General features: G+C 65.1%; 26 protein-coding genes. 1 reads left to right on the top strand and 25 read right to left on the bottom strand.

Going from position 1 to position 25,404, the window contains the following annotated elements; translation table 11 throughout:
- Positions 1 to 2: 2 nt before the first annotated feature.
- From LZ519_RS01350 to LZ519_RS01340, 3 genes are read right to left on the bottom strand one after another with little or no spacing between them, the layout of a single operon-like run.
- Positions 3 to 1,325, bottom strand: coding sequence for a sensor histidine kinase (locus LZ519_RS01350; protein WP_249866948.1), 1,323 nt, complete (start codon positions 1,323 to 1,325; stop codon positions 3 to 5).
- A complete protein-coding gene (locus tag LZ519_RS01345; RefSeq protein WP_249866947.1) occupies positions 1,306 to 2,355 on the bottom strand; it encodes a DUF2336 domain-containing protein in 1,050 nt (349 codons plus the stop codon). Before LZ519_RS01345 ends, LZ519_RS01350 begins: the two co-directional genes overlap by 20 nt.
- Before the next feature lie 36 nt (positions 2,356 to 2,391).
- Positions 2,392 to 3,579, bottom strand: coding sequence for an NTP transferase domain-containing protein (locus LZ519_RS01340; RefSeq protein ID WP_249866946.1), 1,188 nt, complete (start codon positions 3,577 to 3,579; stop codon positions 2,392 to 2,394).
- Positions 3,580 to 3,673: 94 nt separating this feature from the next.
- Here LZ519_RS01340 and LZ519_RS01335 point away from each other — a divergent pair, with 94 nt between their 5' ends.
- The gene (locus LZ519_RS01335; RefSeq protein ID WP_249866945.1) at positions 3,674 to 5,977 is read left to right on the top strand and encodes a coiled-coil domain-containing protein; all 2,304 of its coding nucleotides are present in this window, start codon (positions 3,674 to 3,676) and stop codon (positions 5,975 to 5,977) included.
- On the opposite strand, the gene LZ519_RS01330 is transcribed toward LZ519_RS01335, so the two are convergent.
- The 22 genes from LZ519_RS01330 to LZ519_RS01225 all read right to left on the bottom strand — a co-directional run bounded on the left by LZ519_RS01330 (position 5,974) and on the right by LZ519_RS01225 (position 25,401).
- Positions 5,974 to 6,246 (bottom strand): DUF1467 family protein, encoded by a 273-nt coding sequence (locus LZ519_RS01330; protein ID WP_249866944.1) that lies wholly within the window; start codon positions 6,244 to 6,246, stop codon positions 5,974 to 5,976. The two genes, LZ519_RS01335 and LZ519_RS01330, sit on opposite strands and share 4 nt — an antisense overlap.
- Positions 6,243 to 7,886, bottom strand: coding sequence for a ribonuclease J (locus LZ519_RS01325; RefSeq protein WP_249866943.1), 1,644 nt, complete (start codon positions 7,884 to 7,886; stop codon positions 6,243 to 6,245). The genes LZ519_RS01330 and LZ519_RS01325 overlap by 4 nt, the downstream gene beginning before the upstream one ends.
- Complete coding sequence (locus LZ519_RS01320) at positions 7,883 to 8,665, bottom strand: type III pantothenate kinase (protein WP_249866942.1); 783 nt, start codon at positions 8,663 to 8,665, stop codon at positions 7,883 to 7,885. Before LZ519_RS01320 ends, LZ519_RS01325 begins: the two co-directional genes overlap by 4 nt.
- Positions 8,666 to 8,708: 43 nt before the next feature.
- Positions 8,709 to 9,386: a biotin--[acetyl-CoA-carboxylase] ligase gene (locus LZ519_RS01315; protein ID WP_348539398.1), complete on the bottom strand. Its 678-nt coding sequence runs from the start codon at positions 9,384 to 9,386 to the stop codon at positions 8,709 to 8,711.
- Between the two features lie 11 nt (positions 9,387 to 9,397).
- Positions 9,398 to 10,834, bottom strand: coding sequence for an NADH-quinone oxidoreductase subunit NuoN (gene nuoN / locus LZ519_RS01310; protein WP_249866940.1), 1,437 nt, complete (start codon positions 10,832 to 10,834; stop codon positions 9,398 to 9,400).
- Positions 10,831 to 12,360 (bottom strand): NADH-quinone oxidoreductase subunit M, encoded by a 1,530-nt coding sequence (locus LZ519_RS01305; protein WP_249866939.1) that lies wholly within the window; start codon positions 12,358 to 12,360, stop codon positions 10,831 to 10,833. The genes nuoN and LZ519_RS01305 overlap by 4 nt, the downstream gene beginning before the upstream one ends.
- Positions 12,357 to 14,402 (bottom strand): NADH-quinone oxidoreductase subunit L, encoded by a 2,046-nt coding sequence (gene nuoL, locus LZ519_RS01300; RefSeq protein ID WP_249866938.1) that lies wholly within the window; start codon positions 14,400 to 14,402, stop codon positions 12,357 to 12,359. The genes LZ519_RS01305 and nuoL overlap by 4 nt, the downstream gene beginning before the upstream one ends.
- A 5-nt stretch (positions 14,403 to 14,407) precedes the next feature.
- Positions 14,408 to 14,713: an NADH-quinone oxidoreductase subunit NuoK gene (nuoK, locus tag LZ519_RS01295; RefSeq protein ID WP_249866937.1), complete on the bottom strand. Its 306-nt coding sequence runs from the start codon at positions 14,711 to 14,713 to the stop codon at positions 14,408 to 14,410.
- Entirely contained in the window at positions 14,710 to 15,315 is a 606-nt protein-coding gene (locus LZ519_RS01290) for an NADH-quinone oxidoreductase subunit J (protein WP_249866936.1), read from the bottom strand. Before LZ519_RS01290 ends, nuoK begins: the two co-directional genes overlap by 4 nt.
- Positions 15,316 to 15,339: 24 nt before the next feature.
- Entirely contained in the window at positions 15,340 to 15,822 is a 483-nt protein-coding gene (gene nuoI / locus LZ519_RS01285; protein ID WP_249866935.1) for an NADH-quinone oxidoreductase subunit NuoI, read from the bottom strand.
- Positions 15,819 to 16,871 carry an NADH-quinone oxidoreductase subunit NuoH gene (gene nuoH, locus LZ519_RS01280; RefSeq protein ID WP_249866934.1) on the bottom strand — a complete coding sequence of 351 codons (1,053 nt, stop codon included), beginning with the start codon at positions 16,869 to 16,871 and terminating at the stop codon, positions 15,819 to 15,821. The genes nuoI and nuoH overlap by 4 nt, the downstream gene beginning before the upstream one ends.
- Positions 16,868 to 18,880 carry an NADH-quinone oxidoreductase subunit NuoG gene (nuoG, locus tag LZ519_RS01275; protein ID WP_249866933.1) on the bottom strand — a complete coding sequence of 671 codons (2,013 nt, stop codon included), beginning with the start codon at positions 18,878 to 18,880 and terminating at the stop codon, positions 16,868 to 16,870. Before nuoG ends, nuoH begins: the two co-directional genes overlap by 4 nt.
- On the bottom strand, positions 18,873 to 19,019 hold the full coding sequence (locus LZ519_RS01270; RefSeq protein WP_249866932.1) for a hypothetical protein: 147 nt from the start codon (positions 19,017 to 19,019) through the stop codon (positions 18,873 to 18,875). The genes nuoG and LZ519_RS01270 overlap by 8 nt, the downstream gene beginning before the upstream one ends.
- On the bottom strand, positions 19,016 to 20,326 hold the full coding sequence (nuoF, locus tag LZ519_RS01265) for an NADH-quinone oxidoreductase subunit NuoF (protein WP_249866931.1): 1,311 nt from the start codon (positions 20,324 to 20,326) through the stop codon (positions 19,016 to 19,018). The genes LZ519_RS01270 and nuoF overlap by 4 nt, the downstream gene beginning before the upstream one ends.
- Positions 20,326 to 20,463 carry a hypothetical protein gene (locus LZ519_RS01260; protein WP_249866930.1) on the bottom strand — a complete coding sequence of 46 codons (138 nt, stop codon included), beginning with the start codon at positions 20,461 to 20,463 and terminating at the stop codon, positions 20,326 to 20,328. The genes nuoF and LZ519_RS01260 overlap by 1 nt, the downstream gene beginning before the upstream one ends.
- Positions 20,460 to 21,146, bottom strand: a complete 687-nt coding sequence (nuoE, locus tag LZ519_RS01255) for an NADH-quinone oxidoreductase subunit NuoE (protein WP_249866929.1) — start codon at positions 21,144 to 21,146, stop codon at positions 20,460 to 20,462. Before nuoE ends, LZ519_RS01260 begins: the two co-directional genes overlap by 4 nt.
- Positions 21,146 to 21,361 carry a hypothetical protein gene (locus LZ519_RS01250; RefSeq protein ID WP_249866928.1) on the bottom strand — a complete coding sequence of 72 codons (216 nt, stop codon included), beginning with the start codon at positions 21,359 to 21,361 and terminating at the stop codon, positions 21,146 to 21,148. The genes nuoE and LZ519_RS01250 overlap by 1 nt, the downstream gene beginning before the upstream one ends.
- A 56-nt stretch (positions 21,362 to 21,417) precedes the next feature.
- Positions 21,418 to 22,656, bottom strand: coding sequence for an NADH-quinone oxidoreductase subunit D (locus tag LZ519_RS01245; RefSeq protein WP_249868826.1), 1,239 nt, complete (start codon positions 22,654 to 22,656; stop codon positions 21,418 to 21,420).
- A 20-nt stretch (positions 22,657 to 22,676) separates the two neighbouring features.
- The gene (locus LZ519_RS01240) at positions 22,677 to 23,567 is read right to left on the bottom strand and encodes an NADH-quinone oxidoreductase subunit C (protein WP_249866927.1); all 891 of its coding nucleotides are present in this window, start codon (positions 23,565 to 23,567) and stop codon (positions 22,677 to 22,679) included.
- The gene (locus LZ519_RS01235; RefSeq protein WP_431358073.1) at positions 23,567 to 24,148 is read right to left on the bottom strand and encodes a NuoB/complex I 20 kDa subunit family protein; all 582 of its coding nucleotides are present in this window, start codon (positions 24,146 to 24,148) and stop codon (positions 23,567 to 23,569) included. Before LZ519_RS01235 ends, LZ519_RS01240 begins: the two co-directional genes overlap by 1 nt.
- Complete coding sequence (gene ndhC, locus LZ519_RS01230; protein ID WP_249866926.1) at positions 24,139 to 24,516, bottom strand: NADH-quinone oxidoreductase subunit A; 378 nt, start codon at positions 24,514 to 24,516, stop codon at positions 24,139 to 24,141. Before ndhC ends, LZ519_RS01235 begins: the two co-directional genes overlap by 10 nt.
- Before the next feature lie 69 nt (positions 24,517 to 24,585).
- Positions 24,586 to 25,401, bottom strand: coding sequence for an inositol monophosphatase family protein (locus LZ519_RS01225; RefSeq protein ID WP_249866925.1), 816 nt, complete (start codon positions 25,399 to 25,401; stop codon positions 24,586 to 24,588).
- Positions 25,402 to 25,404 lie beyond the last annotated feature (3 nt).

The raw sequence follows: 25,404 nt of genomic DNA, 5'->3' as shown, positions 1-25,404 counted from the left end.
GCTCAGGCGGCGGGCAGGACGAGCGTGAAGCGCGAGCCCGAGCCGGCCTCGCTCTGAAGCTGGACCTCGCCGTTCATTGCCCTGGCAAGGCGCCGGGCGATGGCAAGGCCGAGGCCGCTGCCCTCCCCGCCCTCATTGCCTTTCTGGAACGCCTCGAAGATCCTCTCCTGGTCGTTCAAGGGGATTCCCGGCCCTTCGTCCGCGACATGGACGAAAGCTGCATGTCCAGACTGCTCGAACGAGACGGTGACGGCGCTGTCTTCGGGCGCGTAGCGAACCGCATTGCCGATCAGGTTCACGAGGATCTGGATAACGCTTCGGGACTCGCCGCGTGCGACTAGCCGGTCCGTCGGCTGCACGCCGATGACGATCCGGCGCTCATTGGCCGCAGATTCGATCAGCGCCAGCGCTTCCGACGTGAGCTCGACGAGGTCGATCTCGCCCACTCCATTGACCTGCGCCTGCTCGCCAAGCGAGCGGATCACCGAAAGCAGGTGCCGGGCCGCGGTGGCAATGTCGGACGCGTAGGCCGAATAGCCCTCGCTGACCGGCTCGCCATCGGCCTGGCTCATCTCGGTCGCCGACTGGACAATCCGGTCGAGCGGAGAGCGAAGGGCGGTCTGGATCGCTCCGTCGAGAACGGGCGCACCCGCTCCCGCTGCCGGCGCATGCGTGGCAACAGCAGAGCCCTCAAAACCGGCGAACGATCCGTCGGCGGCGAGTGCCACCGAGCCGCTGAGGATCAGCTCGGCATGGCCATCGCGAATCTGGACCCGCTGGCCGCTGAAGCCCGTGCGGCAAGCCAAAGCGTCCAGGAGAGGCATCTCGCCGTCGCCGCCTTCGTGAAGGCGAAACAGCCTCGTCAATGGCTGGCCAGCGGCCTCCGCCAGCTCGCACCCCAGCAACTCGGCGAGCGGCGGGCTGACCGAAAGCAGCCGAAGTTGATCGTCCACCGCCCAGCTGAGCGCCTCGGGAAGGAGCTTTTCATCCTCGGCCGAGGCGATTGCCGCGAGGCGCGGCGCGGACGCCGGACGAGCGCTCCAGCGCTCGATGGTCAGCGCGACTTCCTCACCCTCGGGCACGGCGCGGACCCACATATCGACGTCCTGATCCCGCCCTGCAGCCAGGACCCGCCGCGAGATCGGGATTCGAAGGCGCTGAGCAACGCGTACGATCGCAGCCAATTGCGGAAGGGCCAGCGACGCCCCGAGCTTCGAGCCAGCTTCCGACTGGAGCCGCTCGAGTTCCGGATCCGCGGCGACCAGCCGGCCGAGTCCATCGACCCGGCCGAGGACCGGCTTCGGGTCAGACGGTGCGCTGGCCATTGTCCACCGCCAGTGAGTCGATCGCGCTTCGATAGGCCGGATCGAGTCGAAGCCAGCCGCGGGCCCGGTCGACCTCCTCTTCCGCCATCGAGTCGAAGGCGATGATTTCCGATTCCGGATCGCTTCCGGAGAGCTCAGCCAGACGGGCGATGATCTCGCCGGCGATGGAGCGCGAAACGCCGCCGAGGCGCAGGAGCAGGGCAAGCTTGCCGTAGCCCGCGGTCAGGAGTTCCCATGAATCGTCCAGCCCGATTCCCGAACGACGACCGAGCACTTCGGCGAGGAGGGATGCCTCGCCTTCGTGGAGGCAGGAGAGGATCACTTTTTCGTCGAGTCGGCTCGAGCGATCGAGCGCGTGCGCCAGGTCGAACAGCCGCGCCTCGAGGCGATTGCCCTCGTCGTGGCGCGACAGGACTGACTGAGCGGCAGATGCCAGGCGTTCGTCGGCCTCGCCTTCCGACAGTCGCATGAACAGGTCCATGCGAAGAGCGGCCGCGATCGCGTTGACCAGCGAGGCCGCAGCCTCGGCGGACAGGTCGTCGAAGATGATCCGCGGCCCGTCAAAGCGGTCGCGGCGCCTGCCGCGCGCCAAAATGAGCGCCATTGCGGCGGCTGAAACCTCAGAATCGTCGTCGCTCACCAAGGACTGGAGGAAACGCAGCTTTCCAGTTCCGACACCGGAGCGAAGCGCGGTCGACACGCGCTCCTCCTCCGCCCTTCGAAGCAACAGATGGATCAGGTCCGGGATGTCGAGGAGGCCGGACGAGCGGAGCGAGTCAAACAGCTGCTCGCCGTCGTCATTGGCGGGCTCCGCCCCGGCGAGGATGACTCGGAACTCGTCGGCGACGGAATCGACGAGGCCGGTCAGCATGCCGGTCATCAGCGCCCGTTCCTGTTCCGTCAGGCGCGCACTTGGATCGAGGAAGAAGTCGGTTCGCGCAGTGCGCAGCCGGACACGGCCCGCAACGCGTGCGGGATCACGCCCACCACCTTCGCCGGCGGCGGCAATCGGCCATTCGACGGGCACCATCGTACCTCGATTTAACCCGATCCAGTTAACGTGCCGTCAACCGGGTGCCAATCGATGGTTGATGTGCTGGACGAGGAAAAAGCTCACCCCGGCGTAGACCGCGAGCGCGAGCAGGTAGGCGGTCCATGCGCCGAACGCCGCGAAGGGCAAAGCGGCTAGGATCGCGTTGCGGCGCGACAGCAGCCAGATGCCGCCTGGAATCTCCAGCTTTCCGCTTTCCACCCGCGCCGCTTCGGCAAGAGCCGCGGCAGTGGCGGCGGCAAACAGCGCACCCCAGCCTGAGCCGTGCCCAGCCTGCCACCAGCCGAGTGCGATCAGCGCGGCCCCCGCCGCGGGCCAAAGCAGCCGCCGGGTGAGCGACCGCGAAGGCATCGGCTTCAGCCTCAGCGCAGCCAGTCTTCGTGCGATGAGGGGCAGCGGCGTGGTGAGGACGAGCAGCAGTAGGCCGGTCCATAGCCAGCCCGTCGCGAATGCGACCGTGGCGCCTACAGACAACAGGACCGCCGCCTGAAGGAGGTTGTCGGGCCGGACCCGGGTTTCGATCAGCTTTTCGGTGGCCAGCTCCTCTACGAGGGGAAGAACGTACCGGCTTGCCCAATCTCGCCTCGATCCGCGCGAGGCGACGATCAAATGCCGCTCCAAATCGGCCAGGTCGCCGCTCGTCTCTGCCAGGAGCGGGTCGCCGACCCCGGCTGCGATCGGCACCAGCCGGGCGCCGCCCTGAAGACTCCGCCGGAGAAGAGTCGATTGAAGGTCCCAGTCGCCTAGCATCGACGCGGTTGCGCCGACGGTCGCGGAATCGACCAGCGCGACTCCTGCCCAGCGGCTCACTGCGTCGATCCGCTCGAACTTCTCGTGCCCGGAATCGTCGGGAACGGTGACGATCGTCGGCTCTTCTTCTTCGGCGATCGCGGCGAGCAGCTCGGGCGGCGGAGCAAGGCCGTCGGCGACCATCAGGATCAGCTCCCCCGCCTGAAAACGGCTGGCGGCTTCGACTCCATCGCTGACAGTGACCACGGGAAGCCCGTCCTGCTGGAGCTTCTGAAGCACCTCGTTGAGAGCGATGGGAATGCGTTCGACGATCACAACGATCGGAGCGGCTCCCGCGGCGGCGGCGCAGCGTACCTGATATTCGAGAAGGGTCCTGCCGGCGATCGGAAGAAGGGCCCGAAGCGAGCCCGAATCGTCCTCCGAATAGGCTGCGATCAACGCACCCAGAGCCATTCAATCCCCCACACTGCGGCGGCCTACTGTGCCGTCCTGCTCCACCCGGTTCTAATCGCTTTCTTGAGCGAACAAAGATGGTAAACTGCCACACATGACCGCAACCCGCCCGAACGCCGCCTCTCCGGACCATCCGGAGACGGAGGTCCCGCTGGACGAGAGCGACCAGAGCGCTCCGGCCGCAGGCTTCGACCAGATGCAATGGGAGGAAAGCCGGTCGGACGACTCGCCGGCAACCGCCGGGGGTCGAACGGTACTCGCCACCGTACTCATCCTGCTCGCGATCGGCTGGACGGCGTTCACCGCATGGTCGGCGGGCCGAGTGCTTGGCAACGGGTCGCTTGCCTCGCCGGCGGTGGCCCAATGGGTGGCGGTCGCGACCGGCCCGCTGGCGCTTCTCGGCCTCGTCTGGCTGATGTTCGGCCGCACCCGCCGCAAGGAGGCCGAGCGCTTCACCCGCTCGGTCGTGACCATGCGAACCGAGGCGCGCTCGCTCGAGAGCCTTCTTCACGTCCTGTCGCGGCGCATCAACGACAGCAACTCCGAGCTGACGATGATTAGCGAGCATCTGATGCAGCTCGGCGACAAGGCGACCGACAAGCTTGGCGGAATCACCCGCGAATTCGATTCGAGTACCGACCGGCTGTCGCGGCACGGCGAAGCTCTGGACCGCGCGGCCGAGGCGGCGCGGACGGACATTGCTGTGCTTCTCGAAGACCTTCCGAAAGCGGAAGTGCACGCGAAATCCATCTCCGAACAGCTTCGCGGCGCGGCGGCGGAAACGGCCGCCCGGACAGCTGAATTCGACCAGCAGCTTGCGGCGCTTGCCGACCGTAGCCGCGAAGCCGACGAGATCGTCTCCGCCGCCTCGCAGCGGCTGGTCGCGCACCTCACCCATATCGAAAGCGCCGGAGCAGCGGCGGCAGTGCGAGTGGGCGAAGCGGAAACGGGTTTCTCGTCGATCGTGGACGCGCTCCTCGACCGGACCGGAGCGACCCTTGAGGAGATCAGGACCGGCATCGACATCCAGGCCCAGGCGGTTACCGCGCTGGTCGAGCAGGCTTCGGCCGGAATCGGGCGCGCCGGAGTCGACGCTGCCCAGGCGCTCGGCGGCAATGTGGATGCCGCGAACACCGCGCTCGACAGCCTGACTAGCCGGGTTGCCGAACAGGAGCGGACATCGCAGCGGATGGTCGCGGAGATCGACCGAGCGCTCGGCGAGCTTGACCAGAGGTTTGCCGCGCTTGCGGACGCCGGCGACGAACGTTCCGGACGGTTCTTGCAAGCCATCGGCCGTTCGCGGGCCGAACTCGACGCGCTGGACGAGCAGACCGGTGCGCAGCACCAGTCGCTCGAAGGGCTGGCGCAGCGCAGCCAGGCGCTACAGGCGGCGGTCGAGCGGCTTTCGGCGACGGTTCGAGCGCAGCTGACCGGCGCGCTGGAGGAAGCGGGCGGACAGACCGACTATCTTCTCAATTCCACTCGCTCGGTTCGGCCGGAGATCGAATGGATCCGCGATGCCGCTCGCGATGCGAGCGAGCGAATCGAATCGAGCCGCTCGGCAATCGCGGAACAGCAGGACAGGCTGTCAGCGCTATTGGGAACGCTCGATGAGGGCGTCGGCGGCGCGCAGGAAAGCCTTGCGAACCTTGCGACCGCTTTGTCGGCTGCACAGGTGGAAGCCGCGCAGCTGACTAACGAAACCGGCCCCGGCCTGGTCCAGGCCATGGTGCAGGTCCGCGAGGCCGCAGCGCAGGCAGCCGAGCGCGCGCGCGAAGCGATCGCTGCCGTCATTCCCGAAAGCGCCGAGGGCTTCAGCGAGGCCACTCGCGAAGCGCTGGAGCGGGTCATTCGCGAAAGCGTCGAGGGGCGGCTTCGCGACGTCGAAGTCGTCGCAGCCAGGGCCGTCGAATCCGCGCGCGGAGCGACCGACCGGCTGACCCACCAGATGCTTGTGCTCGGGCAGAGCGCGACCGCACTCGAGCAGCATATCGAGAAGCAGAACGACGAGCGGCGGGAGGCGGACAGCGAGGCCTTCGCCAGGCGCGTTTCGCTGCTAATCGATTCGATGCACTCGGCGTCCATCGACGTCGGCAAGATCCTGTCCGATGAGGTCGATGAGAAAGCGTGGGAAGCCTATCTGAAGGGCGACCGCGGAGTGTTCACCAGGCGCGCGGCGCGGCTGATCGGCTCGAGCGAAGCCCGGGCGATCCGTGCCCATTACGAATCCGACGGCGAGTTCCAGCAGTCGGTGAACCGCTACATCCACGATTTCGAGGCGATGCTTCGCCGCGTGATGGCGGAGCGTGAAGGCGGAGTAATGGCCGTTACGCTGATGTCGTCGGATACGGGGAAACTTTATGCCGCGCTGTCGGACGCGTTGGATCGCCGCCGCTAACCGACGATCCGCCGGTACAGGTCGAGATCGTCCGGAGTTATCCAACCGTAGATGTAATTAAGGTCGTAGAGCGCCGTCAGGACCGCCGCGAGAACGGCAGCGCGCAGCAGGTGTCGCCCGAGCCTGAAGCGGTGCGGGGCGCTTCTCGCCTGCCCCGGGACAAGCTCATTGCCCACTTCTTCGTCCGTCTTCACCCCGAACGGGAGCATGATGAAGGCGCTGGCGACGACGAACAGGAAGTAGATGGCAACGAGCGACGTCCACCTCATGCCATCTCGACCCTCAGGACCATGACTTCGACGATCGGCTTCTTGCCGGTCCAGGCAGTCGCGCAGCGACGCACGGCAAGGCGTACCGCCTCGCGCATCTTCTCCTCGTCGGCGGACGGGTCGAACGCGCGCTTGGCGGAGTCGGTGGCGTCGGCGACGAAGTCATCGCGATCCTCCTCCACCGGCACCCCGAACGGCCGGATGTGCGGAGTTCCGGCGAGGCGTCCCTTGGAGTCGAGCGGAAGAGCGACGGTGATCAGGCCGCCGACGCTGATTCGCCGACGCTCGGTGACCGTGGCGCCATCGGCGGGAAGGATCACGTCGCCATCAAGGACGAGGCGGCCGACCCGGATCTCGTCGATCTTCTTAGGATCGCCCGGCGCCAGCCGGATGACGTCGCCATTCTTCTGGACGACCGCCTTCGGAACCCCGTGTGCCCGGGCGAAACGAGCCTGTTCCGCAAGGTGCCGGGCTTCGCCGTGAACGGGAACGATGATCTCCGGACGGATCCAGTCGTACATGGCAGCAAGCTCCGGCCGTCCCGGGTGACCGGAGACGTGAACGTGCGCCTGCTTCTCGGTCACGATGTTCACCGCAAGGTCGGACAAAGCGTTCATGATCCGGCCGATCGCGATCTCGTTTCCGGGGATGATCTTCGACGAGAAGATCACCGTGTCGCCCTCGGCCAGCTTCAGCTCGTGATTGCCGGTCGCGATCCGCCCAAGCGCCGCCCGCGGCTCGCCCTGCCCGCCGGTGGCGATAATCAGCACCTCGCTGCGGGGAAGCCGCATCGCCTCTTCGAACGATAGCCTGGGCGGGAAGTCGAGAAGATAGCCGGTCGCCTGCGCGACATTGAGGATCCTGTCGAGCGAGCGGCCGGCCACGCAGACCTGGCGGCCGGTATCCAGGGCCACTTCGCCAATCGTCTTCAGCCGCGCGGCGTTGGAGGCGAAGGTGGTGACGAGGACCCGGCCTTTCGCCTTCTCGACTTCGCTTCGGAGCCCGACGTGAACTCCCGCCTCCGACCCTGAAGACTGGTCCTGAAACACGTTGGTGGAATCGCACACCAGCGCCAGCACGCCTTCATCGCCGATCCGCTGCAGAGTCTCGGCGCTCGACGGTTCGCCCAGCACAGGGGTCTCGTCGATCTTCCAGTCGCCGGTGTGGAAGATCCGCCCGTAAGGCGTGTCGATGCACACGCCGTTGCCCTCGGGAATCGAGTGGGCGAGAGCGACGTAGCGCACCTTGAACGGGCCGAGCTCGACCTCGCCTTCACGGTCGATGATGTGGAGCGGTACGTGGCCGGTAAGCCCCTCTTCCTCGAGCTTCGAGGCGATCAGGCCCGCGGTGAACGGGGTCGCGTAAAGCGGGACCTTCAGGTCCTCGGCGAGATAGGGCAGCGCGCCGATATGGTCTTCGTGACCGTGGGTGAGGATGATCCCAGCGAGCCGGTCCTGCTGCTGCTCGATGAACTCCAGCTCGGGAAGGATCAGGTCGATTCCTGGATATTGGGTGTCGGCAAAGGTCAGGCCGAGGTCGACCATCAGCCACTCGCCGCGGCAGCCGTAGAGATTGACGTTCATGCCGATCTCGCCCGACCCGCCGAGCGCGCAAAACAGCAGTTCTTCTCCTGGAATCATTCGCCTGCTGCGATCTGCTCGTAGAGGAGATTCAACCCCTGGATCGTTAAGTCCGGTTCAACCGCGTCAAACACCTCGGTGCGCTTGTCAAAGAGGTCGGCGAGACCCCCGGTGCCAATAACCGTGACCTTGCCGCCCACTTCTTTCCTGAGCCGCGCGATCAGTCCCTCCATCATCGCCACATAGCCCCAGTAGATGCCGATAAGCATCTGGCGCTCGGTCGTGCGGCCGATGACGCTGTCATCCTCCGGCGTTTCGATAGCGATCCGCGGAAGCTTTGCGGCGGCGTTGACCAAGGCATCGATCGACAGGTTGATTCCGGGGGCGATGATCCCGCCTTTATAGGCTCCGCTCGAGCCGACGAGGTCGAACGTCGTCGCGGTCCCGAAATCGACGACGATCAGATCGCCGGGATATTTCGCATGACCGGCCATCGCATTGAGCGCCCGGTCCGCGCCGACGCTTTGTGGCTCGTCCACTTCCAGCGGGATCGGCCAGGCTGCTTCGCCCTGCCCCGCGATCAGGGCCTTCACGCCGAAATATTTGCCGGCGAGGACTTCGAGGTTGTGCGTGGCGCGCGGGACGACGGTTCCGATGATGACCGCGTCCACGGCGTCCTTCGACAGGCCTTCGAGCTGGAGCAATTGATGAAGCCAGACCGAATATTCGTCCGCCGTCCGCCTCACGTCGGTTGCAATCCGCCACCGCGCGCGAATGGCGCCGGAATCCACCAGCGCGAACACGATATTGGTGTTTCCGGCGTCGATGGCGAGAAGCATTCCCGCGCCTTAGGCCAAGCGAAGCGCGGCGGCAAAGTGCCCGTCAGCCAAGGCTGATGTCGCCCGCTCTGATCAGCTCGACCGTGCCGTCCCAAAGGCGAAGCCGAAGCGTCCCGTCCGGTTCGATTCCGTCGAACGTGCCGCGGATGACGGTCTTCTCGTCGGCGTGGACGCTGAGCTCGGTTCCGACGGGGTGCGCACGGGCAAGCCACGCCCGCGCAAACTCGCCAGGCTCGGCCGTTCGCCAAAGCATGACGAGCCGCGTCATCGCGGCTGCGAGGAGCGGAGCGAAGCTCTCAGGCGAGATTCGACTACCGAGATGGGCGGCCTTGCGGCCATGAACGTCCGGCGCCGCGGCAAGGTTGACCCCGAAGCCGATGACGACCCGATCTGCTTGGCGCTCAAGAAGGATCCCGGCGAGCTTGCCGCCGTCCAGCAAGAGGTCGTTTGGCCATTTGAGCAGGAACGGACGGCCGGGCGCAGCACGGTCCAAGGCTTCCACGAGCGCCAGTCCGGCTGCAAGCGACAGCGATTGGGCCGGGGGATCACCGGCCGAAAGCTCGATCAGCGTGCTTCCGAAGAAATTGCCCGGTTCGGTCCTCCATTCGCGGCCCTGCCGGCCCTTGCCCGCGGTCTGTTCGAGGGCGACGAGCCAGTCGCCTTCAACCGCGCTGCTGTCGGCAAGCAAATCGGCATTGGTCGAGCCGGTAGCCTCGACGATCCGGATTCGGCTCAGAGCAACGACCCCGCGGCGCGATCGGTGAGACTGCCGAGCGGGCCGATCAGCAGATATCCGATAGGCGAAACGATCAGCGCGGCAGCGAGCATCAGCAGCCCTTCGACCGGCGCCCGTACACGCGCATAGGGCGCCGCCGGCTCGTCGAGGTACATGATCTTCACGATCTTCAAATAATAATAGGCCCCGATCACCGCCCCAAGGATGCCGGCAACGGCCAGCGGAACGAGGCCGGCATGGATCGCCGCCTGGAACACCACCAGCTTCGGCCAGAATCCGAACATTGGCGGAACTCCGGCGAGGCTGAACATGAAGATGAACATCGCAAAGGCGAATGCGGGTCGCCGCTGCGACAGGCCGGAAAGGCTTGCGAGGGTCTCGATCGGCTCACCCTTCTCGTCGCGCATCCACAGCACGCACAGGAAAGCGCCTAGAGTCATCACGACGTAGACGGCCATGTAGAACAGCACGGCCGACGCTCCGGTTTTCCCGCCCGCCGCCAGTCCGATCAGTGCGAAGCCAACGTTGTTGATCGACGAATAAGCGAGCAGCCGCTTGATGTTGGTCTGGCCCCAGGCGCCGATTGATCCAAGGAAGATCGATGCGAGTGCTGCGAAGATGATGATCTGCCGCCACGCATCGGTGGCTGGGCCGAGCGCCTCGACGCAGACTCGAACGCCCATCAGGACGGCCGCCGCTTTGGGGGCGGTAGCGAAGAATGCCGTCACTGGCGTCGGTGCGCCTTCGTAAACGTCCGGAGTCCACATGTGGAACGGGACGGCGCTGATCTTGAAGGCGATGCCCGAAAGCAGGAACACGAGGCCGAACAGCAGCCCCAGTGAATTGCCGCCTCCGCGAGCGAAAGCCGCTGCCAGGCCGGTGAAGCTCATCGTCCCGGTGAAGCCGTACAGCAGGGAGATTCCGTACAGGAGGATGCCGCTGGCAAGCGCCCCGAGCACGAAATATTTGAGGCCGGCTTCCGCCGAGCGGTCGTCCATCCGCCGGTAGGAAGCGAGCACGTAGGAAGCCAGGCTGAGAAGCTCCAGCCCAACGTAGAGCGTCATCAGATTCGTCGCGGACACCATCACGCTCATTCCGACCGCGCTGAACAGGATCAGCACCGGATATTCGTTCGCGTGCTCGGTGCCGCGCTCGAACCAGCCGTTGCCCATCAGGATCGCGACCGCTGCCGCGGGGAAGATTATGCACTTGGCGAACGAGGCGAAGCCGTCCGCGGCGATCAGCCCGCCGAACACTGGGCCCGCATGCGTCGGAGCTCCAACCAGCGCGACGGTGGCGCCGGCGAGGAGCGCAACGCCGAGCCAGCTGATCACTCCGGCAGAGCGGCGGCTGGCGAAGGCGGCGACCATCATCAGCAGGACCGAGCCGACGGTCAGGATCAATTCCGGGAGGATCGCGGCGAAATAACTCATTCGTGCGCGCCTTCCGCGTCAATGACCTTCAGCGGGGGCTTTCCGGCGGTCGGCTGCGAATCCCCAGGCGGCGCGACACGCTCGAGCCGCTGGAGCAGATAGCCCACGTCCTGCCGCATCGGCGCAAGGAAGCTTTCAGGATAGACGCCCATCCACAGCACACCCGCAGCGATGGGACCGAGAAGCCACCATTCGCGCGCCGACAGATCGGGCATCGCCGCGGCTTCGGCCGTCCGCGCCGTTCCGAACGCCACTCGCCAGTAGAGGTAAAGCATGTAGCAGGCGCCAAGGATGATTCCGGTGGTCCCGGCGATCGCTCCCCAGGTCGACGCCTTGTACGTTCCCATGAGGCTCAGGAACTCACCGACGAATCCGCTGGTGCCCGGCAAGCCGACGCTCGCCATGGTGAACAGCATGAACAGCAAGGCATAGCCCGGCATGTTGTTCGAAAGCCCGCCATATTGGGCGATCTCACGGGTGTGCATCCGGTCGTAGATCACTCCGACGACGAGGAAGAGCGCGCTCGAGACGAGGCCGTGGCTAAGCATGACGATCAGCGCGCCTTCGATCCCCTGCCGGTTCATCGCGAACAGGCCGAAGGTGACGAACGCCATGTGAGCGACCGAGGAATAAGCGATCAGCTTCTTCATGTCGCGCTGAACCAGCGCAACCAGCGAGGTATAGATCACCGCGACCGCCGACAGCGCGAACATCAGCGGGATGAACTGCGCCGAGGCGTCGGGGAACATGGGCAACGAGAAGCGGACGAAGCCGTACCCGCCCATCTTCAGGAGCACGCCTGCAAGGATCACCGATCCTGCCGTCGGCGCCTGGACGTGAGCGTCGGGCAACCAGGTGTGGACCGGCCACATCGGAAGCTTGACCGCGAAGCTGGCCAGGAAGGCGAGCCATAGCCAGGTCTGCACCTGCGGCGGGAAGTCGTACGCCATCAGCTGCGGGATCGACGTCGTGCCGCTGGTTGCGACCATGTAGATCATCGCCACCAGCATCAGCACCGAGCCGAGGAAGGTGTAGAGGAAGAACTTGTAGCTGGCCTTGATGCGCTCGGCACCGCCCCACACGCCGATGATCAGGTACATCGGGATCAACCCGCCTTCGAAGAAGACGTAGAAGAGGAACAGGTCCTGCGCCGCGAAGACGCCGACCATCAGCGCGTCCATCAGCAGGAACGCGGCCATATATTCCGGCACCCGCCGCTCGATCGAGCGCCAGCTCGCGAGGATGCAGATCGGCATCAGGAACAGGGTTAGCTCGGTCAGGAGAAGCGCGATGCCGTCGATCCCGAGCGCCCAGGAAAAATCGCTCGCGAGGGCGACGTGCTCTGTGAACTGCCACTGCGGACCGCCGGGGACGAAAGCGATCCACATCCAGATGCCGATTGCGAAGCCCGCGAGCGTCGAGAGCAGGGCGATCCAGCGGGCCGCCTGGGCGCTTGCGAAAAGGCACAGGACGCCCGCGATCAGCGGCAGTGCGATCAGGATGGTCAGCACTGGCAGTCCGCTCATCGCGCCCACCAGATTGCCCAGGTGGCGGCTCCGATCAGGCCGAGAAGCATGACCAGCGCGTAGCTGTAGAGATATCCCGACTGAAGGCGCGTCGTGAACCGGTTGCCGACCCCGACCGCATAAGCCGCGCCGTGCGGCCCGAAACGGTCGATCGTCCCTTCGTCGCCACCATGCCAGAACAGGCGGCCGAACCACAAAGCCGGTCGGACGAAGATGCGGTCGAACAGCTCGTCGAAATACCATTTGTTGGCGACGAAACTGTGGAGTCCGGGGAACTGGGCGACGAACGCCGAGGCCGCACCCGGCCGCTGGATGTAATTGCGCCAAGCGATCCACAGTCCGATCAGCATCACGATCGTCGGAGTCAGCTTAACCCACTGCGGAGCCTCGTGGGCGGCATGGGCGAGATGCTCGCTGAAAGCGACCGCGCCGCGCCAATATTCGGGCGCCGTTTCGGGGCTGACGAACACGCCGCTGAAGAGGAGGCCGGAGAAGGCGGCGCCCAGCGCGAGGAGTCCGATCGGTACCAGGATCGTCAGCGGGCTTTCGTGCGGATGATAGCCGCCGGTCCCAGTCGGGACGGCATGCGTATCGCTCGGGCTGTCGCCATGCTCCTCCGCGGGATCCTCATGCTCGCCGTGAAGGGCGTGCTGGATATGCTCCGAAGCGGCCCAGCGGGGCTCGCCGAAGAAGGTCAGGAAGATCAGCCGCCACGAATAGAAAGCGGTGAGAAGCGCAGCGACCGAGCCGAGGAAGAAGGCGATCTCTCCCGGCACGCTTCCGCTCGCCCAGGCGCTTTCCAGGATCGCGTCCTTCGAATGGTAGCCGGCGAAGCCGACGCCGAAGACGCCGACGCCGGTGATGGCGAGGGTTCCGACGACCATGACCCAGAACGTGAAGGGGATTTCCTTCCGGAGGCCCCCGTAGAACCGCATGTCCTGCTCGTGGTGCATCGCGTGGATGACCGAGCCGGCGCCGAGGAACAGGAGCGCCTTGAAGAAGGCGTGGGTGAACAGATGGAACATCGCCGCGCCGTAAGCGCCGACGCCCGCAGCGAAGAACATGTAGCCCAGCTGCGACATGGTCGAATAAGCGATGACCCGCTTGATGTCGTTCTGCGCGGTTCCGATCGTCGCGGCGACGAAGCAGGTTGCCGCGCCGACATAGGTGACGACGTGGAGCGCGACCGGGCTCACCTCGAACATCGGCGACAGGCGGCACACCATGAACACGCCCGCGGTGACCATCGTCGCCGCGTGGATCAGCGCGCTGACCGGCGTCGGACCCTCCATCGCGTCCGGAAGCCAGGTGTGGAGCCCCAGCTGAGCCGACTTGCCCATCGCCCCGACGAACAGCAGAAGGCACAACAGGGTCATCGTGTCCACGCGCATTCCGGCAAAGCCGATGGTCGATCCGGCCATTCCCGGAGCGGCCGCGAGGATCGCCGGGATCGAGACCGTGCCGAACACCAGGAAGGTGCCGAAGATGCCCAAGCTGAAGCCGAAGTCGCCGACGCGGTTGACCACGAACGCCTTGAGCGCGGCCGCGTTGGCCGATGGCTTGTGGTACCAGAAGCCGATGAGGAGATAGGAGGCGAGGCCCACCCCTTCCCAGCCGAAGAACATCTGCACCAGGCTGTCGGCGGTCACCAGCATCAGCATCGCGAAGGTGAACAGCGACAGGTAAGCGAAGAAGCGCGGCTGGCCCGGGTCCTCCTCCATATAGCCCCAGCTGTAGAGGTGGACGAGCGACGACACTGTCGTGACCACGACCAGCATCACCGCAGTCAGGCTGTCGACCCGAAGGGCCCATTCGACCTGCAAGTCGCCAGAGCGGATCCAGTCGAGCACCGGCACCACCTGGGCCTGTGCATCCCCGGCGATGTACGAAAAGAAGATGGGCCAGCTGAGCGCCGCGCCCACGAACAGCGCGCCGGTGGTGAGCACCTTGGCCGCCGTCTTGCCGATCCACCGGCCACCAAGGCCGGCGACGATCGCGGCAATCAGCGGCAGGAAGACGATCAGCTCAAGGGACAATGCCATGCCCATCAGCCGCGCATCCTGTCGGCCGCGTCGACCGCGATAGAGCCCTTGCGGCGGAAGAAGATGACGAGGATCGCCAGGCCGATCGCGGCCTCCGCGGCGGCGACGGTGAGGACGAACATCGCCATCACCTGGCCGGTGAGGTCGCCGAGGAAGGCGCTGAACGCGACGAGGTTGATGTTCACGGCCAGCAGGATGAGCTCGATCGCCATCAGCATCAGGATGACGTTGCGGCGGTTGAGGAAGATGCCCAGCACGCCGAGCACGAACAGGACCGCGGCAACGGTCAGGTAATAGGAGAGCGGGATCACAGCTTCATCCCCTCGCCGACCGTCGGCTGCTTGAGCTGCACCGCATCTTCAGGCCGGCGGCGGATCTGCTTGGAAGCGTTCTGCTTGCGAACGTCGCCGCGGCTCCGGTGCGTGAGGACAATCGCCCCGATCATCGCCACCAGCAGCACCAGGCCCGCGATTTCGAACGGAAACAGGTAGCGGGTGTAGAGAAGCTCACCCAAGGCGACGATGTTGGGGGCGGTCGTCGGCGGCGGAGCAGTGCCGCTCAGGCCAGGGCCCGCTTTCCACGCGCTCAACCCCACGATCATCTCGCCGAGAAGCACCAGTGCCACGATCAGCCCGAACGGCAGGTTCTTCGTAAAGCCCGAGCGTAGAGTGCTGAAATCGATGTTGAGCATCATCACGACGAACAGGAACAGCACCGCGACCGCGCCGACGTAAACGATGACCAGAAGAAGCGCGATGAACTCCGCGCCCGCCAGGAGCATGAGCCCGGCAGCGTTGAAGAAGGCAACGATCAGCCACAGCACCGAATGAACCGGGTTGCGCGCAAAGATCACCGCCACCGCGGGGGCGATGGTGAGCGTCGCGAACAGGTAAAAGGCGATGAGTGCGATCAAGTGGAAACCCTGGTTGCGGCGCGCTTATCGGTAGGGGGCATCGGCGGCAAGGTTGGCGGCAATAGCCTGTTCCCACCTGTCGCCATTGGCTAGCAATTTGGCCTTGTCGTAGAGCAGTTCCTCGCGCGTCTCGGTCGCGAATTCGAGGTTGGGCCCTTCGACGATCGCATCCACCGGGCAGGCCTCCTGACAGAGGCCGCAATAGATGCATTTGACCATGTCGATGTCGTATCTCGTGGTTCGGCGGCTGCCGTCCTCGCGGGGCTCGGCTTCGATCGTGATCGCCAGCGCCGGGCAGATCGCCTCGCACAATTTGCAGGCGATGCAGCGCTCTTCGCCGTTGGGGTAGCGGCGCAACGCATGCTCGCCGCGGAAGCGCGGGCTCTGCGGCGTCTTCTCGTACGGATAGTTGATCGTCGCCTTGGGCTTGAAGAAATATTTCAGCGTCAGCCAGTGCGCCTGGAGCACCTCCCAGAGGGTGAACGACTTGATCCAGTGAGCGATCATGCCGCGACTCCATAACGGGTAAGCATCAGCCAGCCGGAGACCAGCACGACGAAGATGATGCTGAGCGGAAGGAATATCTTCCAGCCGAGCCGCATCAGCTGGTCGTAGCGGTAGCGCGGCACAGTCGCGCGCACCCAGCCGAAGATGAAGAAGAAAATCAGCATCTTGCCGAACAGCCAGATGATGCCCGGAACATAATAGAGCGGCGCCCAGTCGATCGGCGGGAGCCATCCGCCCCAAAACAGGATGGCGTTGAGCGCGCACATCAGGATCACGTTGCCGTACTCGCCGAGCCAGAAGAGCGCGAAGCTCATCGAGCTGTATTCGGTCTGGAATCCGGCAACGAGCTCGCTCTCCGCCTCGGTCAGGTCGAACGGTGTCCGGAAAGTCTCAGCCATCGAGCTGATCAGGAACACTACCCACATCGGGAACATCAACAGGTTGAAGGCGAATGCGTTGACGATGCCGAGCCCGAAACCCTTCTGCATCAATACGATGTCGGTGAGATTGAACGTGTTCGCGTAGAGCACGACGGTGATCAGGACGAAGCCGATCGAGACTTCGTAGCTCACCATCTGCGCCGCGGCTCGAAGCGCCGAGAAGAAGGGATATTTCGAGTTGGACGCCCAGCCCGCGACGATGACGCCGTAGACCCCCAGGGAACTCGCCGCGAGCACGTAGAGCAGCCCGACATTGATGTCGGCGAGCACGACGCCGGCTTGGAACGGGATCACCGCCCAGACGATCAGGGCGACTGTGAAGCTGATGATCGGCGCGATCAGGAACAGGCCCTTGTTCGCGGCGCTCGGGACGATGGTTTCCTTGAGGAAAACCTTCAGCCCGTCCGCGAAACTTTGCAGCAACCCCCAGGGGCCCACCACGTTCGGCCCGCGCCGGAGCGCCATCGCCGCCCAGATCTTGCGTTCGGCATAGATGATCATCGCCACCGCCAGCATCAGCGGCAGCGCGATGACCAGGATTCCGATTATCGTGGCGATGAACCACGACCATTCGTAGCTCGCGCCCCAGTTCTGGAACGTCGCGGTCATTCCGCGGCCTCCAGAGTCTGCACCTGCCCGTGCACCAGCTCTTGCGAGCAGATGTGCATGGTCGGGCTCGACCGGGCGATCGCGTTGGTCAGGTAAAAATCGCGGATTGGGTAATTCACCGGGCCCGACGCCTTCGCATCCAGCTTCGGCGGCGCCCATTTGAGCTTCAGCAGGCCGGGACTTGCGAGCTTCGGATGTTCAGCCGCCATCGCTGCATGGAGCTGGCCGAACGTGTCGAACGGGAGCGGCTTGCCGAGAAGCTCCGACACCGCGCGGAAGATCGTCCAGTCCTCGCGAGCCTCGCCGGGCGGGAAGACGGCCTTCTCCCCGCGCTGAACCCGGCCTTCCATGTTGACGTAAGTGCCGTGCTTTTCGGTGTAGGCAGCGCCCGGAAGCACCAGGTCCGCCTGCCGAGCGCCGGCATCGCCGTGGTGACCGATGTAGATCTTGAACGCGCCTGAGAGCCGGTCGGACGGCATTTCGTCGGCTCCGAGAAGAAGAGCGACCTGGGGTCTGGCCGCTTCTACGTCCGCGAGCCCGCGCGGCTGCGCATAGCCGAGGATCAGCCCCGCCATCCGCGATGCGGACGTGTGGAGCACGTTGAAACCGTTCCAGTCGCCCTTGATCAGCCCGAGCGTCTCGACCAGCGCCAGCGCCGCTCCGAAGGCTCCGGCGGCGAGCGCTCCGGGGCCGACGATTACCGCCGGCCGCTCGGCATTGGCGAAGGCGTCCTTCACCGTTTTGGGCAGCTTGCCGATCAGCTTCAGGTCGTCGCCGAGCCATTCCACCCGCATCGCGAGGTCCGCCTCGGGGCCGATGGCGAAGATCTTGCCGCCCTTTTTGTCGACCTTGCGAAGGCGGGTGGCGACCAAAGACGCCTCAAGGCGCGGGTTGCTTCCGATCAGAAGCACCGCGTCGGCTTGCTCGATACCAGCAATCGTCGAATTGAATGCGACCGCGCTCAGGCTCGAGACGTCATAGTCGAGCCCGGTCTGCCGCCCCTCGAGGAGCTTCGACCCCTGCGCTTTCAGAAGCGCCTTGGCGGCGTACATCGTCTCGGCGTCGAGCAGGTCCCCGGCGATCGCCGCAACCTTCGGTCCCGCCGCTCTGACCTTCTCCGCGAAGATGCCGAGTGCCTCGTCCCAGCCGGCCTCGCGGAGCTTGCCGTTCTCGCGCACCCACGGCCGGTCGAGCCGATTGCGGACCAGGGCATCGGCATGGTGCCGGGTGCGGTCGGAAATCCACTCCTCGTTGACGTCGTCGTTCACTCGCGGAAGGATCCGCATCACCTGCCGCTGGCGCACGTCCAGCCGGATGTTGGAGCCGACCGCGTCCATCACGTCGATCGCCGGAACCCGGCGAAGCTCCCACGGCCGGTATTCGAACAATTGCGGCTTCTGGAGCAAAGCGCCCACGGGGCAAACGTCGGCGAGGTTGCCTGCAAGCTCGCTCGTTACCGCCTGTTCCAGGTAGGTGGTGATCTGCGCGTCCTCGCCGCGGTAGAGCATCCCGATCTCGGGCACTCCGGCGACTTCCTCGGCGAAACGGACGCAGCGCGTGCACTGGATGCAGCGGGTCATCGACGTCTTGATGACCGGTCCCATATATTTGTCGTCGACCGCGCGCTTGTTCTCGGAAAAGCGAGTGAAGCTTCGACCATAAGCCATCGCCTGGTCCTGAAGGTCGCACTCGCCGCCCTGGTCGCAGATCGGGCAGTCGAGCGGGTGGTTGATGAGCAGGAACTCCATCACCCCCTCGCGCGCCTTCTTCACCATCGGCGTGTCGGTTCGGATCGCCTGGCCGTCAGCGGCGGGAAGAGCGCAGCTGGCCTGCGGCTTGGGCGGGCCGGGAGCGACCTCGACCAGGCACATGCGGCAATTGCCGGCGATCGACAGCCGCTCGTGATAGCAGAAGCGCGGGATCTCCTTGCCGGCAAGCTCGCACGCCTGAAGCACCGTCGCGCCCTGCGGCACCTCGATCTCGACTCCGTCGACAGTGACCTTAGGCATCGTCGCGATCCTCTTCGTCGCGATCTTCGCTCTCGTCGCGAGTGCGCGTGATGGTCGTCACACTGGTCCCGCCGCGCTGCATGGCGAGGACGATGATCGCGAGGACGGCGATGACTGCGATTGCGAGGAACAGCTTCATTCCGCTGCCTCCAGCATTTCGCGCGACTTGCGCTCGGCGATTCTGCGCTCGAGCTCAGGGCGGAAGTGGCGGATCAGTCCCTGGATCGGCCAGGCGGCGGCGTCGCCAAGAGCGCAGATGGTGTGGCCTTCGACCTGCTTGGTGACGTCGAGCAATTTGTCGATCGTCTCGACCGTCGCTTCGCCTTCGCGGAGGCGCTCCATCACCCGCCACATCCAGCCGGTGCCTTCGCGGCACGGCGTGCACTGGCCGCAGCTCTCGTGCTTGTAGAAATAGCTGATCCGACTGATCGCCCGGACAATGTCGGTGGACTTGTCCATGACGATCACCGCCGCCGTTCCGAGGCCGGAGCCGAGCGCCTTCAGTCCGTCGAAGTCCATCGGGCAGTCCATGATCTCCGCCGCCGGGACCAGCGGCACCGACGAGCCGCCGGGGATCACCGCGAGGAGGTTGTCCCAGCCGCCGCGGATTCCGCCGCCGTGGCGGTCGATCAGCTCACGGAAGCTGATGCCCATCGATTCCTCGACGACGCAGGGCGTGTTGATGTGGCCCGACAGCTGGAACAGCTTGGTGCCTTCGTTCTTCTCGCGGCCGATCCCGGCAAACCAGGCGGCGCCGCGGCGCAGAATCGTCGGCACGACCGCGATCGATTCGACGTTGTTCACGGTCGTCGGGCAGCCGTACAGGCCCGCGCCTGCAGGGAATGGGGGCTTGAGCCTCGGAAAGCCCTTCTTGCCCTCCAGGCTGTTGAGCATCGCCGTCTCTTCGCCGCAGATGTAGGCGCCGGCGCCACGGTGGACGAACAGGTCGAAATCGAAGCCGGAGCCGGCGGCGTTCTTGCCCAGAAGGCCCGCGTCATAGGCCTCGGCGACCGCCCGCTCGAGAACCTCCGCCTCGCGGATGAACTCGCCGCGGATGTAGATGTAGCCTGCCCTCGCCCGCATCGCGAAGGCGGCGATCAGCGACCCTTCGATCAGCTTGTGCGGGTCGTGGCGGATGATTTCCCGGTCCTTGCAGCTTCCGGGCTCGGATTCGTCTGCGTTGACGACCAGGAAGTTGGGTTTGCCGGGCTTGGGCTCCTTGGGCATGAAGCTCCACTTCATCCCCGTCGGGAAGCCCGCCCCGCCGCGGCCGCGAAGGCCGGACGCCTTGACGATGTCGATGATCGGGTCCTGCCCGATCTGCATCAGCTTGGCCGTCTCGTCCCAGTCGCCGCGCTGCTTCGCCGCCTTCAGATAAGGCGACTGGAAGCCGTAAACGTTGGTGAAGATGCGGTCCTTGTCCGCCAGCGGTCCGGTATAGCCCATCAGCCGAACTTTCCCGACAGGAAGGCGATCACCGCGAAGACGATGACCGCAAGGATCACGAACTTGACGATCCCGGCGACGAGCTTGAGCACCAGGAAGCCGAGGATGACGGCGATGACGATTGCGACGATGCTCATGCGCCCTCTCCGGCCGTGTCGGTCCATTGCGGGCGATAGTCGTAATTGCGCTCGGCCATCTTCTTGAGCGTCGTCGCGCCGCCCTCCGGGCAACTCGTCTGCCGCTCGACCTGCGGGCCGGGCTTGGGAGTCTCCCCCTTGGCCAGAGCGTCGAGGATGGCGCCCATGGTCTTGGCTGTCAGGTCCTCGTAATTGTCATCGTTGATCTGAACCATCGGAGCGTTGGCGCAGGCGCCCAGGCACTCGACTTCCGAAAGAGTGAACAGCCCGTCCTCGGTGGTGTGGCCCTTCGTCAGGCCGCGTTTCTTGCAGGCTGCGAACAGCTCGTCCGAGCCGCGAAGCATGCACGGCGTCGTCCCGCAGACCTGCACGTGGAAGCGACCGACCGGCTGCAGGTTGAACATCGTGTAGAAGGTCGCGACTTCGAGCACCCGGACATAGGGCATGTCGATCTCGCGCCCGACGAACTCGAGCACGGGGATCGGCAGCCAGCCCTGCGTGCCTTCCTTCGCGCCGACTTGGCGCTGGGCCAGGTCGAGAAGCGGGAGCACCGCCGAATGCTGCCGGCCGGCCGGATATTTGGCGATGGCCGCGTCGGCCTTCTTCCGGTTCTCCGGCGTCCAGTCGAAGTGCTGCCACTTGGCCAGCACTTCCGGATCCTCAAGGGGTGTGATGACGGCCATCAGCGTGTCCCCGCGATGCGACGCTTCGCGTAGGTGACAATCGCCATTACTTTGTCGACCACAGTGAGCAAGGCGCCCGTACCCATCCAGAGAATGCCAATCGCAGCAGGGAAGCCGATGGCGAACCGGATTGCGTCCGGCATGTGCTGGAGGTCGGGAATGATTGCTACGAGAAGACCAAGTAGCACCCACAGAACGACGACGATCTGAAGCAATGCAGGCGCCTTTTCCCATAGTCGATCGAATGAGCTGAGCCACCAATGCTGCAACATCACCGGTCGCACTCCCCGAACACGACGTCGATGGCGCTCAGCACCGCGGTCGTGTCCGCGAGCATGTGGCCCTTCATCATGAAATCCATCGCCTGCAGGTGAGAGAAGGCGGTCGGCCTGATCTTGCAGCGATAGGGCCGGTTGGTGCCGTCGGCGACCAAATAGACGCCGAACTCGCCCTTCGGGCTCTCCGTGGCCACGTACACTTCGCCGGCGGGCACGTGATAGCCTTCGCTGTAGAGCTTGAAGTGGTGGATCAGCGCTTCCATCGAGGTCTTCATCTCGGCGCGCGGCGGCGGAAACACCTTGCGGTCCTCGGTCGCCACCGGGCCCGACGGCATCTCCTTCAGGCACTGGCGCATGATCCTTGCCGACTGGCGGACTTCTTCGCATCGGACCATGAAGCGGTCGTAGCAGTCGCTGTTGGTGCCGACCGGAACGTCGAACTCCATCCGGTCATAGACTTCGTAAGGCTGCGAGCGGCGGATATCCCACGGAACGCCCGCGGCGCGGATCATCGGCCCGGAGAAGCCCCACGCGATCGCATCTTCCTTGCTCACCACACCGATATCGACGTTGCGCTGCTTGAAGATGCGGTTGTCGGCAACCAGGCTGATCGCGTCCTCGAACAGCTTGAGCCGGGTATCCAACCAGTCGCCGAGGTCGACGAGCATCTTTTCCGGAAGGTCGTAACGCACGCCGCCGGCGCGGAAATAATTGGCGTGCATCCGGGCGCCCGACGCGCGCTCATAGAATTGCAGGGTGTCCTCGCGAACCTCGAACAGCCACAGGTTCGGAGTCATGGCACCGACGTCCATGATGTGGCTTCCGAGATTCAGCATGTGGTTGGAGATGCGGGTCAATTCCGCCATCAGCACCCGGATGTACTGGGCGCGGAGCGGGATCTCGAGGCCCATCAGCTTCTCGATCGCGAGCACGAAGCTGTGCTCCATGCACATCGGCGAGCAGTAATCGAGCCGGTCGAAATAGGGCAGCGCTTGCTGGTACGTCTTGTACTCGATCAGCTTCTCGGTGCCGCGGTGGAGCAGCCCGATGTGCGGATCGACCCGTTCGACGATCTCGCCGTCGAGCTCCATGATCAGCCGGAGCACCCCGTGCGCCGCCGGATGCTGGGGCCCGAAGTTGATCGTGTAGTTGCTGATCGATTCCTTGATCGCCGCGTCGGCGCTCTCGGTGCCCGCGGCCACCTGGTCGGCGCCGGCCGCCCCAAGGGTCATCTCTACCGTTCGCGTGGACATCATGCGGCTCCCGTCGGCCGGCGGCGGTTGCGGCCCTTCGGCTTGGGCTCGGGAAGCTTGCTGTCGTCCTTGTCGATCTGGTTCTCGGCCTTCGCGGCGCTGGACTTGCGGGCCTCTGCCGTGGCCTTCCTGTCGGCGGGCTTGCCCGCGCCCGTATCCGACGGCTTGTCCGTCGTCTTCGGAGTCTTCGCGGGAGTTGCAGGGTTCACCTTCGCCCCGCCGGTCGGAGAGGGCGCAGGAGACGGCGCGCCGGGTTCCTCGGGCGTCGCCTTCTCGTCGCCGGGCAGATGATATTCCGGCCCTTGCCAGGGCATCAGGAAGTCGAATGCCCGGAAGTCCTGCGGCAAGTCGACCGGCTCATAGACCACGCGCTTCTCGGCCTCGGAGTAGCGAAGCTCGATATGGCCGGTCAGCGGGAAATCCTTGCGCTGCGGGAAGCCTTCGAAGCCGTAATCGGTCAGGATTCGTCTCAAGTCCGGATTGCCGGCGAAGACCACGCCGTACATGTCGTAGACTTCGCGCTCGAGCCATCCGGCGACCGGCCAGACGCCGGTCACGCTCGGCACGGGGGTCGTCTCGTCGGCCGTGACCTTGACCCGGATTCGCCGGTTCTTCGTCAGCGACAGCAAATGATAGACGACCTCGAACCGCTCCGGCCGCTCGGGATAATCCACCCCGGCGATCTCCATCAACTGCTGATATTCGAGGCCCGGCGTCTCGCGCAGCGTCTGGAGCACTTCGGCGATGTTGTCGCGGCGAACCGTCAGTGTGATTTCGTCGACAGCATTCTTCGCGTCGATCAGGGCGTCGCCGATCGCGGACTTGGCACCCTCCATCACGCCCTCGTCGGACGCCATCTTGGGCACATGCGAAGCGAATTGAACGGCCATCAGCGCTCGATCGTCCCTTCGCGGCGGATCTTCCGCTGGAGCTGGAGGATTCCGTAGAGAAGCGCCTCGGCTGTCGGCGGACAGCCCGGGACGTAGATGTCCACCGGCACGATCCGGTCGCAGCCGCGAACCACCGAATAGCTGTAGTGATAATAGCCGCCGCCGTTGGCGCAGCTGCCCATCGAGATCACGTAGCGCGGCTCGCTCATCTGGTCGTAGACCCGGCGAAGGGCGGGAGCCATCTTGTTGCAGAGGGTCCCAGCCACGATCATCACATCCGACTGGCGAGGCGAAGCGCGAGGGGCGACGCCGAACCTTTCAAGGTCGTAGCGCGGCATGTTCACGTGGATCATCTCCACTGCGCAACACGCCAGGCCGAAGGTCATCCACCACAAGGACCCGGTGCGCGCCCAGGTGAACAGGTCTTCGGTGCTGGCGACGAGGAAGCCCTTGCTGTCGAGCTCGCTCCTCATCTCCTCGAACTGCTTCATGTCGACGTCGCCGGGGACGAGACCGGCCGCCCGGGCAAGCTCTTCCTCGGTCGGGTTCGGGTCTTCGCCCGGGCTGAGCATCACTCCCATTCGAGCGCACCCTTCTTCCACGCGTAGGCAAGGCCAAGGCCGAGCTCGGCGAGAAAAATCATCATCGCGATCCAGCCGACTAGCTTGGTCACGCCGAGCGACACCGCCCAGGGGAACAGGAACGCGGCTTCGAGGTCGAAGACGATGAACAGGATCGCGATCAGGTAGAAGCGGACGTCGAACTGCGCCCGGCTGTCCTCGAACGCGGGAAAGCCGCACTCATATTCCGAAAGCTTCTGCGGATCCGGCTGGTGAGCCCCGGTGAACCGCGCCACGATCATGGGCAGCACGACGAACGCCGCGGAGAGCCCGAGCGCTACGATCAGGAACAGCAGAATGGGCAGGTAGCCGAAGGCAACGCTTGCCAAGGGGAACTCCAGGGGTCGAAAACTTGGCGGCGCTTTAGGGCAGCGAGTTGCCGCCCGCAACCGTTTGGGTCAGCTTCTCACCGCTCCGGCGACGAGCTTCTGAAGCTTGCTGTGGATGGAGCTCGCCGCGGCGACATATTCGCGCCGCTCGAACGACCGGTCGGAGCCCCGATAATCGGTGACGAACCCGCCCGCTTCCTTGACCAGCAGAATGCCCGCCGCGGTGTCCCAAATGTCGAGATCGTCCTCCCAGAAGCCGTCGAAACGGCCGGCCGCGACCCAGGCCAGGTCGAGGGCCGCCGAGCCAAAGCGGCGGACTCCCGAGACCTGCGGTCCGATCGCTGCGTAGATCTTTGCCCAGCTTTCCGATTCGCCGCGTCCACAGTGGGGGATTCCGGTCGCCATCACCGATTCCGACATGTCACGGCGAGCCGAGACTCGGAGCCTCCGGTCCTGGAGCCAGGCGCCCCTGCCCTTTTCCGCCCAGAACTCCTCGTCGTTCAGCGGCTGGTAGACCATCGCATGGGTGATCTCCCCGCGACCGTCGGGCCGTTTCTCCTCGACCGCGATCGAAATCGCGAAATGCGGGATTCCGTGAAGGAAGTTGGTGGTCCCATCGAGCGGATCGACGATCCAGCGCGGCTTGTTGGGATTGCCGGCGACCTCTCCGCCTTCCTCCAGAAGCATGCCCCAGTCGGGGCGGGCGTTCCGGAGCTCGTCGACGATCGTCTGCTCGGCGCGCTTGTCGGCCATCGACACGAAGTCGGCCGGGCCCTTTCGGCTGACCTGGAGCTGCTCGACCTCGCCGAAATCGCGCCTCAGCCTCGGCGCCGCCTTGCGGACGGCGCGCTGCATGACGGTGATGAGGCCGGAGTGGGAAACCATCCG

The organism is Sphingomonas anseongensis, assembly GCF_023516495.1.
GTDB lineage: Bacteria > Pseudomonadota > Alphaproteobacteria > Sphingomonadales > Sphingomonadaceae > Sphingomicrobium > Sphingomicrobium anseongensis.
Note: the sequence above shows the minus strand (reverse complement) of the source record. Positions and strands in the feature narration are given on the sequence as shown.

Excerpts from the sequence above, each read along its gene's own strand:
- LZ519_RS01270 (WP_249866932.1), bottom strand. The coding sequence starts at position 19,019 with ATGAAGCTGTTCCTCGCAATCGCAGTCATCGCCGTCCTCGCGATCATC.
- LZ519_RS01330 (WP_249866944.1), bottom strand. The coding sequence starts at position 6,246 with ATGAGGTGGACGTCGCTCGTTGCCATCTACTTCCTGTTCGTCGTCGCC.
- LZ519_RS01260 (WP_249866930.1), bottom strand. The coding sequence starts at position 20,463 with ATGAGCATCGTCGCAATCGTCATCGCCGTCATCCTCGGCTTCCTGGTG.
- LZ519_RS01340 (WP_249866946.1), bottom strand. The coding sequence starts at position 3,579 with ATGGCTCTGGGTGCGTTGATCGCAGCCTATTCGGAGGACGATTCGGGC.
- LZ519_RS01235 (WP_431358073.1), bottom strand. The coding sequence starts at position 24,148 with ATGGGAGTGATGCTCAGCCCGGGCGAAGACCCGAACCCGACCGAGGAA.
- nuoF (WP_249866931.1), bottom strand. The coding sequence starts at position 20,326 with ATGGGCTATACCGGACCGCTGGCGGACAAGGACCGCATCTTCACCAAC.
- LZ519_RS01335 (WP_249866945.1), top strand. The coding sequence starts at position 3,674 with ATGACCGCAACCCGCCCGAACGCCGCCTCTCCGGACCATCCGGAGACG.
- nuoE (WP_249866929.1), bottom strand. The coding sequence starts at position 21,146 with ATGGCCGTCATCACACCCCTTGAGGATCCGGAAGTGCTGGCCAAGTGG.
- nuoG (WP_249866933.1), bottom strand. The coding sequence starts at position 18,880 with ATGCCTAAGGTCACTGTCGACGGAGTCGAGATCGAGGTGCCGCAGGGC.
- nuoH (WP_249866934.1), bottom strand. The coding sequence starts at position 16,871 with ATGACCGCGACGTTCCAGAACTGGGGCGCGAGCTACGAATGGTCGTGG.
- LZ519_RS01240 (WP_249866927.1), bottom strand. The coding sequence starts at position 23,567 with ATGGCCGTTCAATTCGCTTCGCATGTGCCCAAGATGGCGTCCGACGAG.
- LZ519_RS01350 (WP_249866948.1), bottom strand. The coding sequence starts at position 1,325 with ATGGCCAGCGCACCGTCTGACCCGAAGCCGGTCCTCGGCCGGGTCGAT.
- LZ519_RS01320 (WP_249866942.1), bottom strand. The coding sequence starts at position 8,665 with ATGCTTCTCGCCATCGACGCCGGAAACACCAATATCGTGTTCGCGCTG.
- nuoI (WP_249866935.1), bottom strand. The coding sequence starts at position 15,822 with ATGATCGCTCACTGGATCAAGTCGTTCACCCTCTGGGAGGTGCTCCAG.
- LZ519_RS01345 (WP_249866947.1), bottom strand. The coding sequence starts at position 2,355 with ATGGTGCCCGTCGAATGGCCGATTGCCGCCGCCGGCGAAGGTGGTGGG.
- nuoN (WP_249866940.1), bottom strand. The coding sequence starts at position 10,834 with ATGAGTTATTTCGCCGCGATCCTCCCGGAATTGATCCTGACCGTCGGC.
- nuoL (WP_249866938.1), bottom strand. The coding sequence starts at position 14,402 with ATGGCATTGTCCCTTGAGCTGATCGTCTTCCTGCCGCTGATTGCCGCG.
- LZ519_RS01325 (WP_249866943.1), bottom strand. The coding sequence starts at position 7,886 with ATGATTCCAGGAGAAGAACTGCTGTTTTGCGCGCTCGGCGGGTCGGGC.
- LZ519_RS01245 (WP_249868826.1), bottom strand. The coding sequence starts at position 22,656 with ATGACCCTTGGGGCGGCCGGCGCCGACCAGGTGGCCGCGGGCACCGAG.
- LZ519_RS01225 (WP_249866925.1), bottom strand. The coding sequence starts at position 25,401 with ATGGTTTCCCACTCCGGCCTCATCACCGTCATGCAGCGCGCCGTCCGC.
- LZ519_RS01305 (WP_249866939.1), bottom strand. The coding sequence starts at position 12,360 with ATGAGCGGACTGCCAGTGCTGACCATCCTGATCGCACTGCCGCTGATC.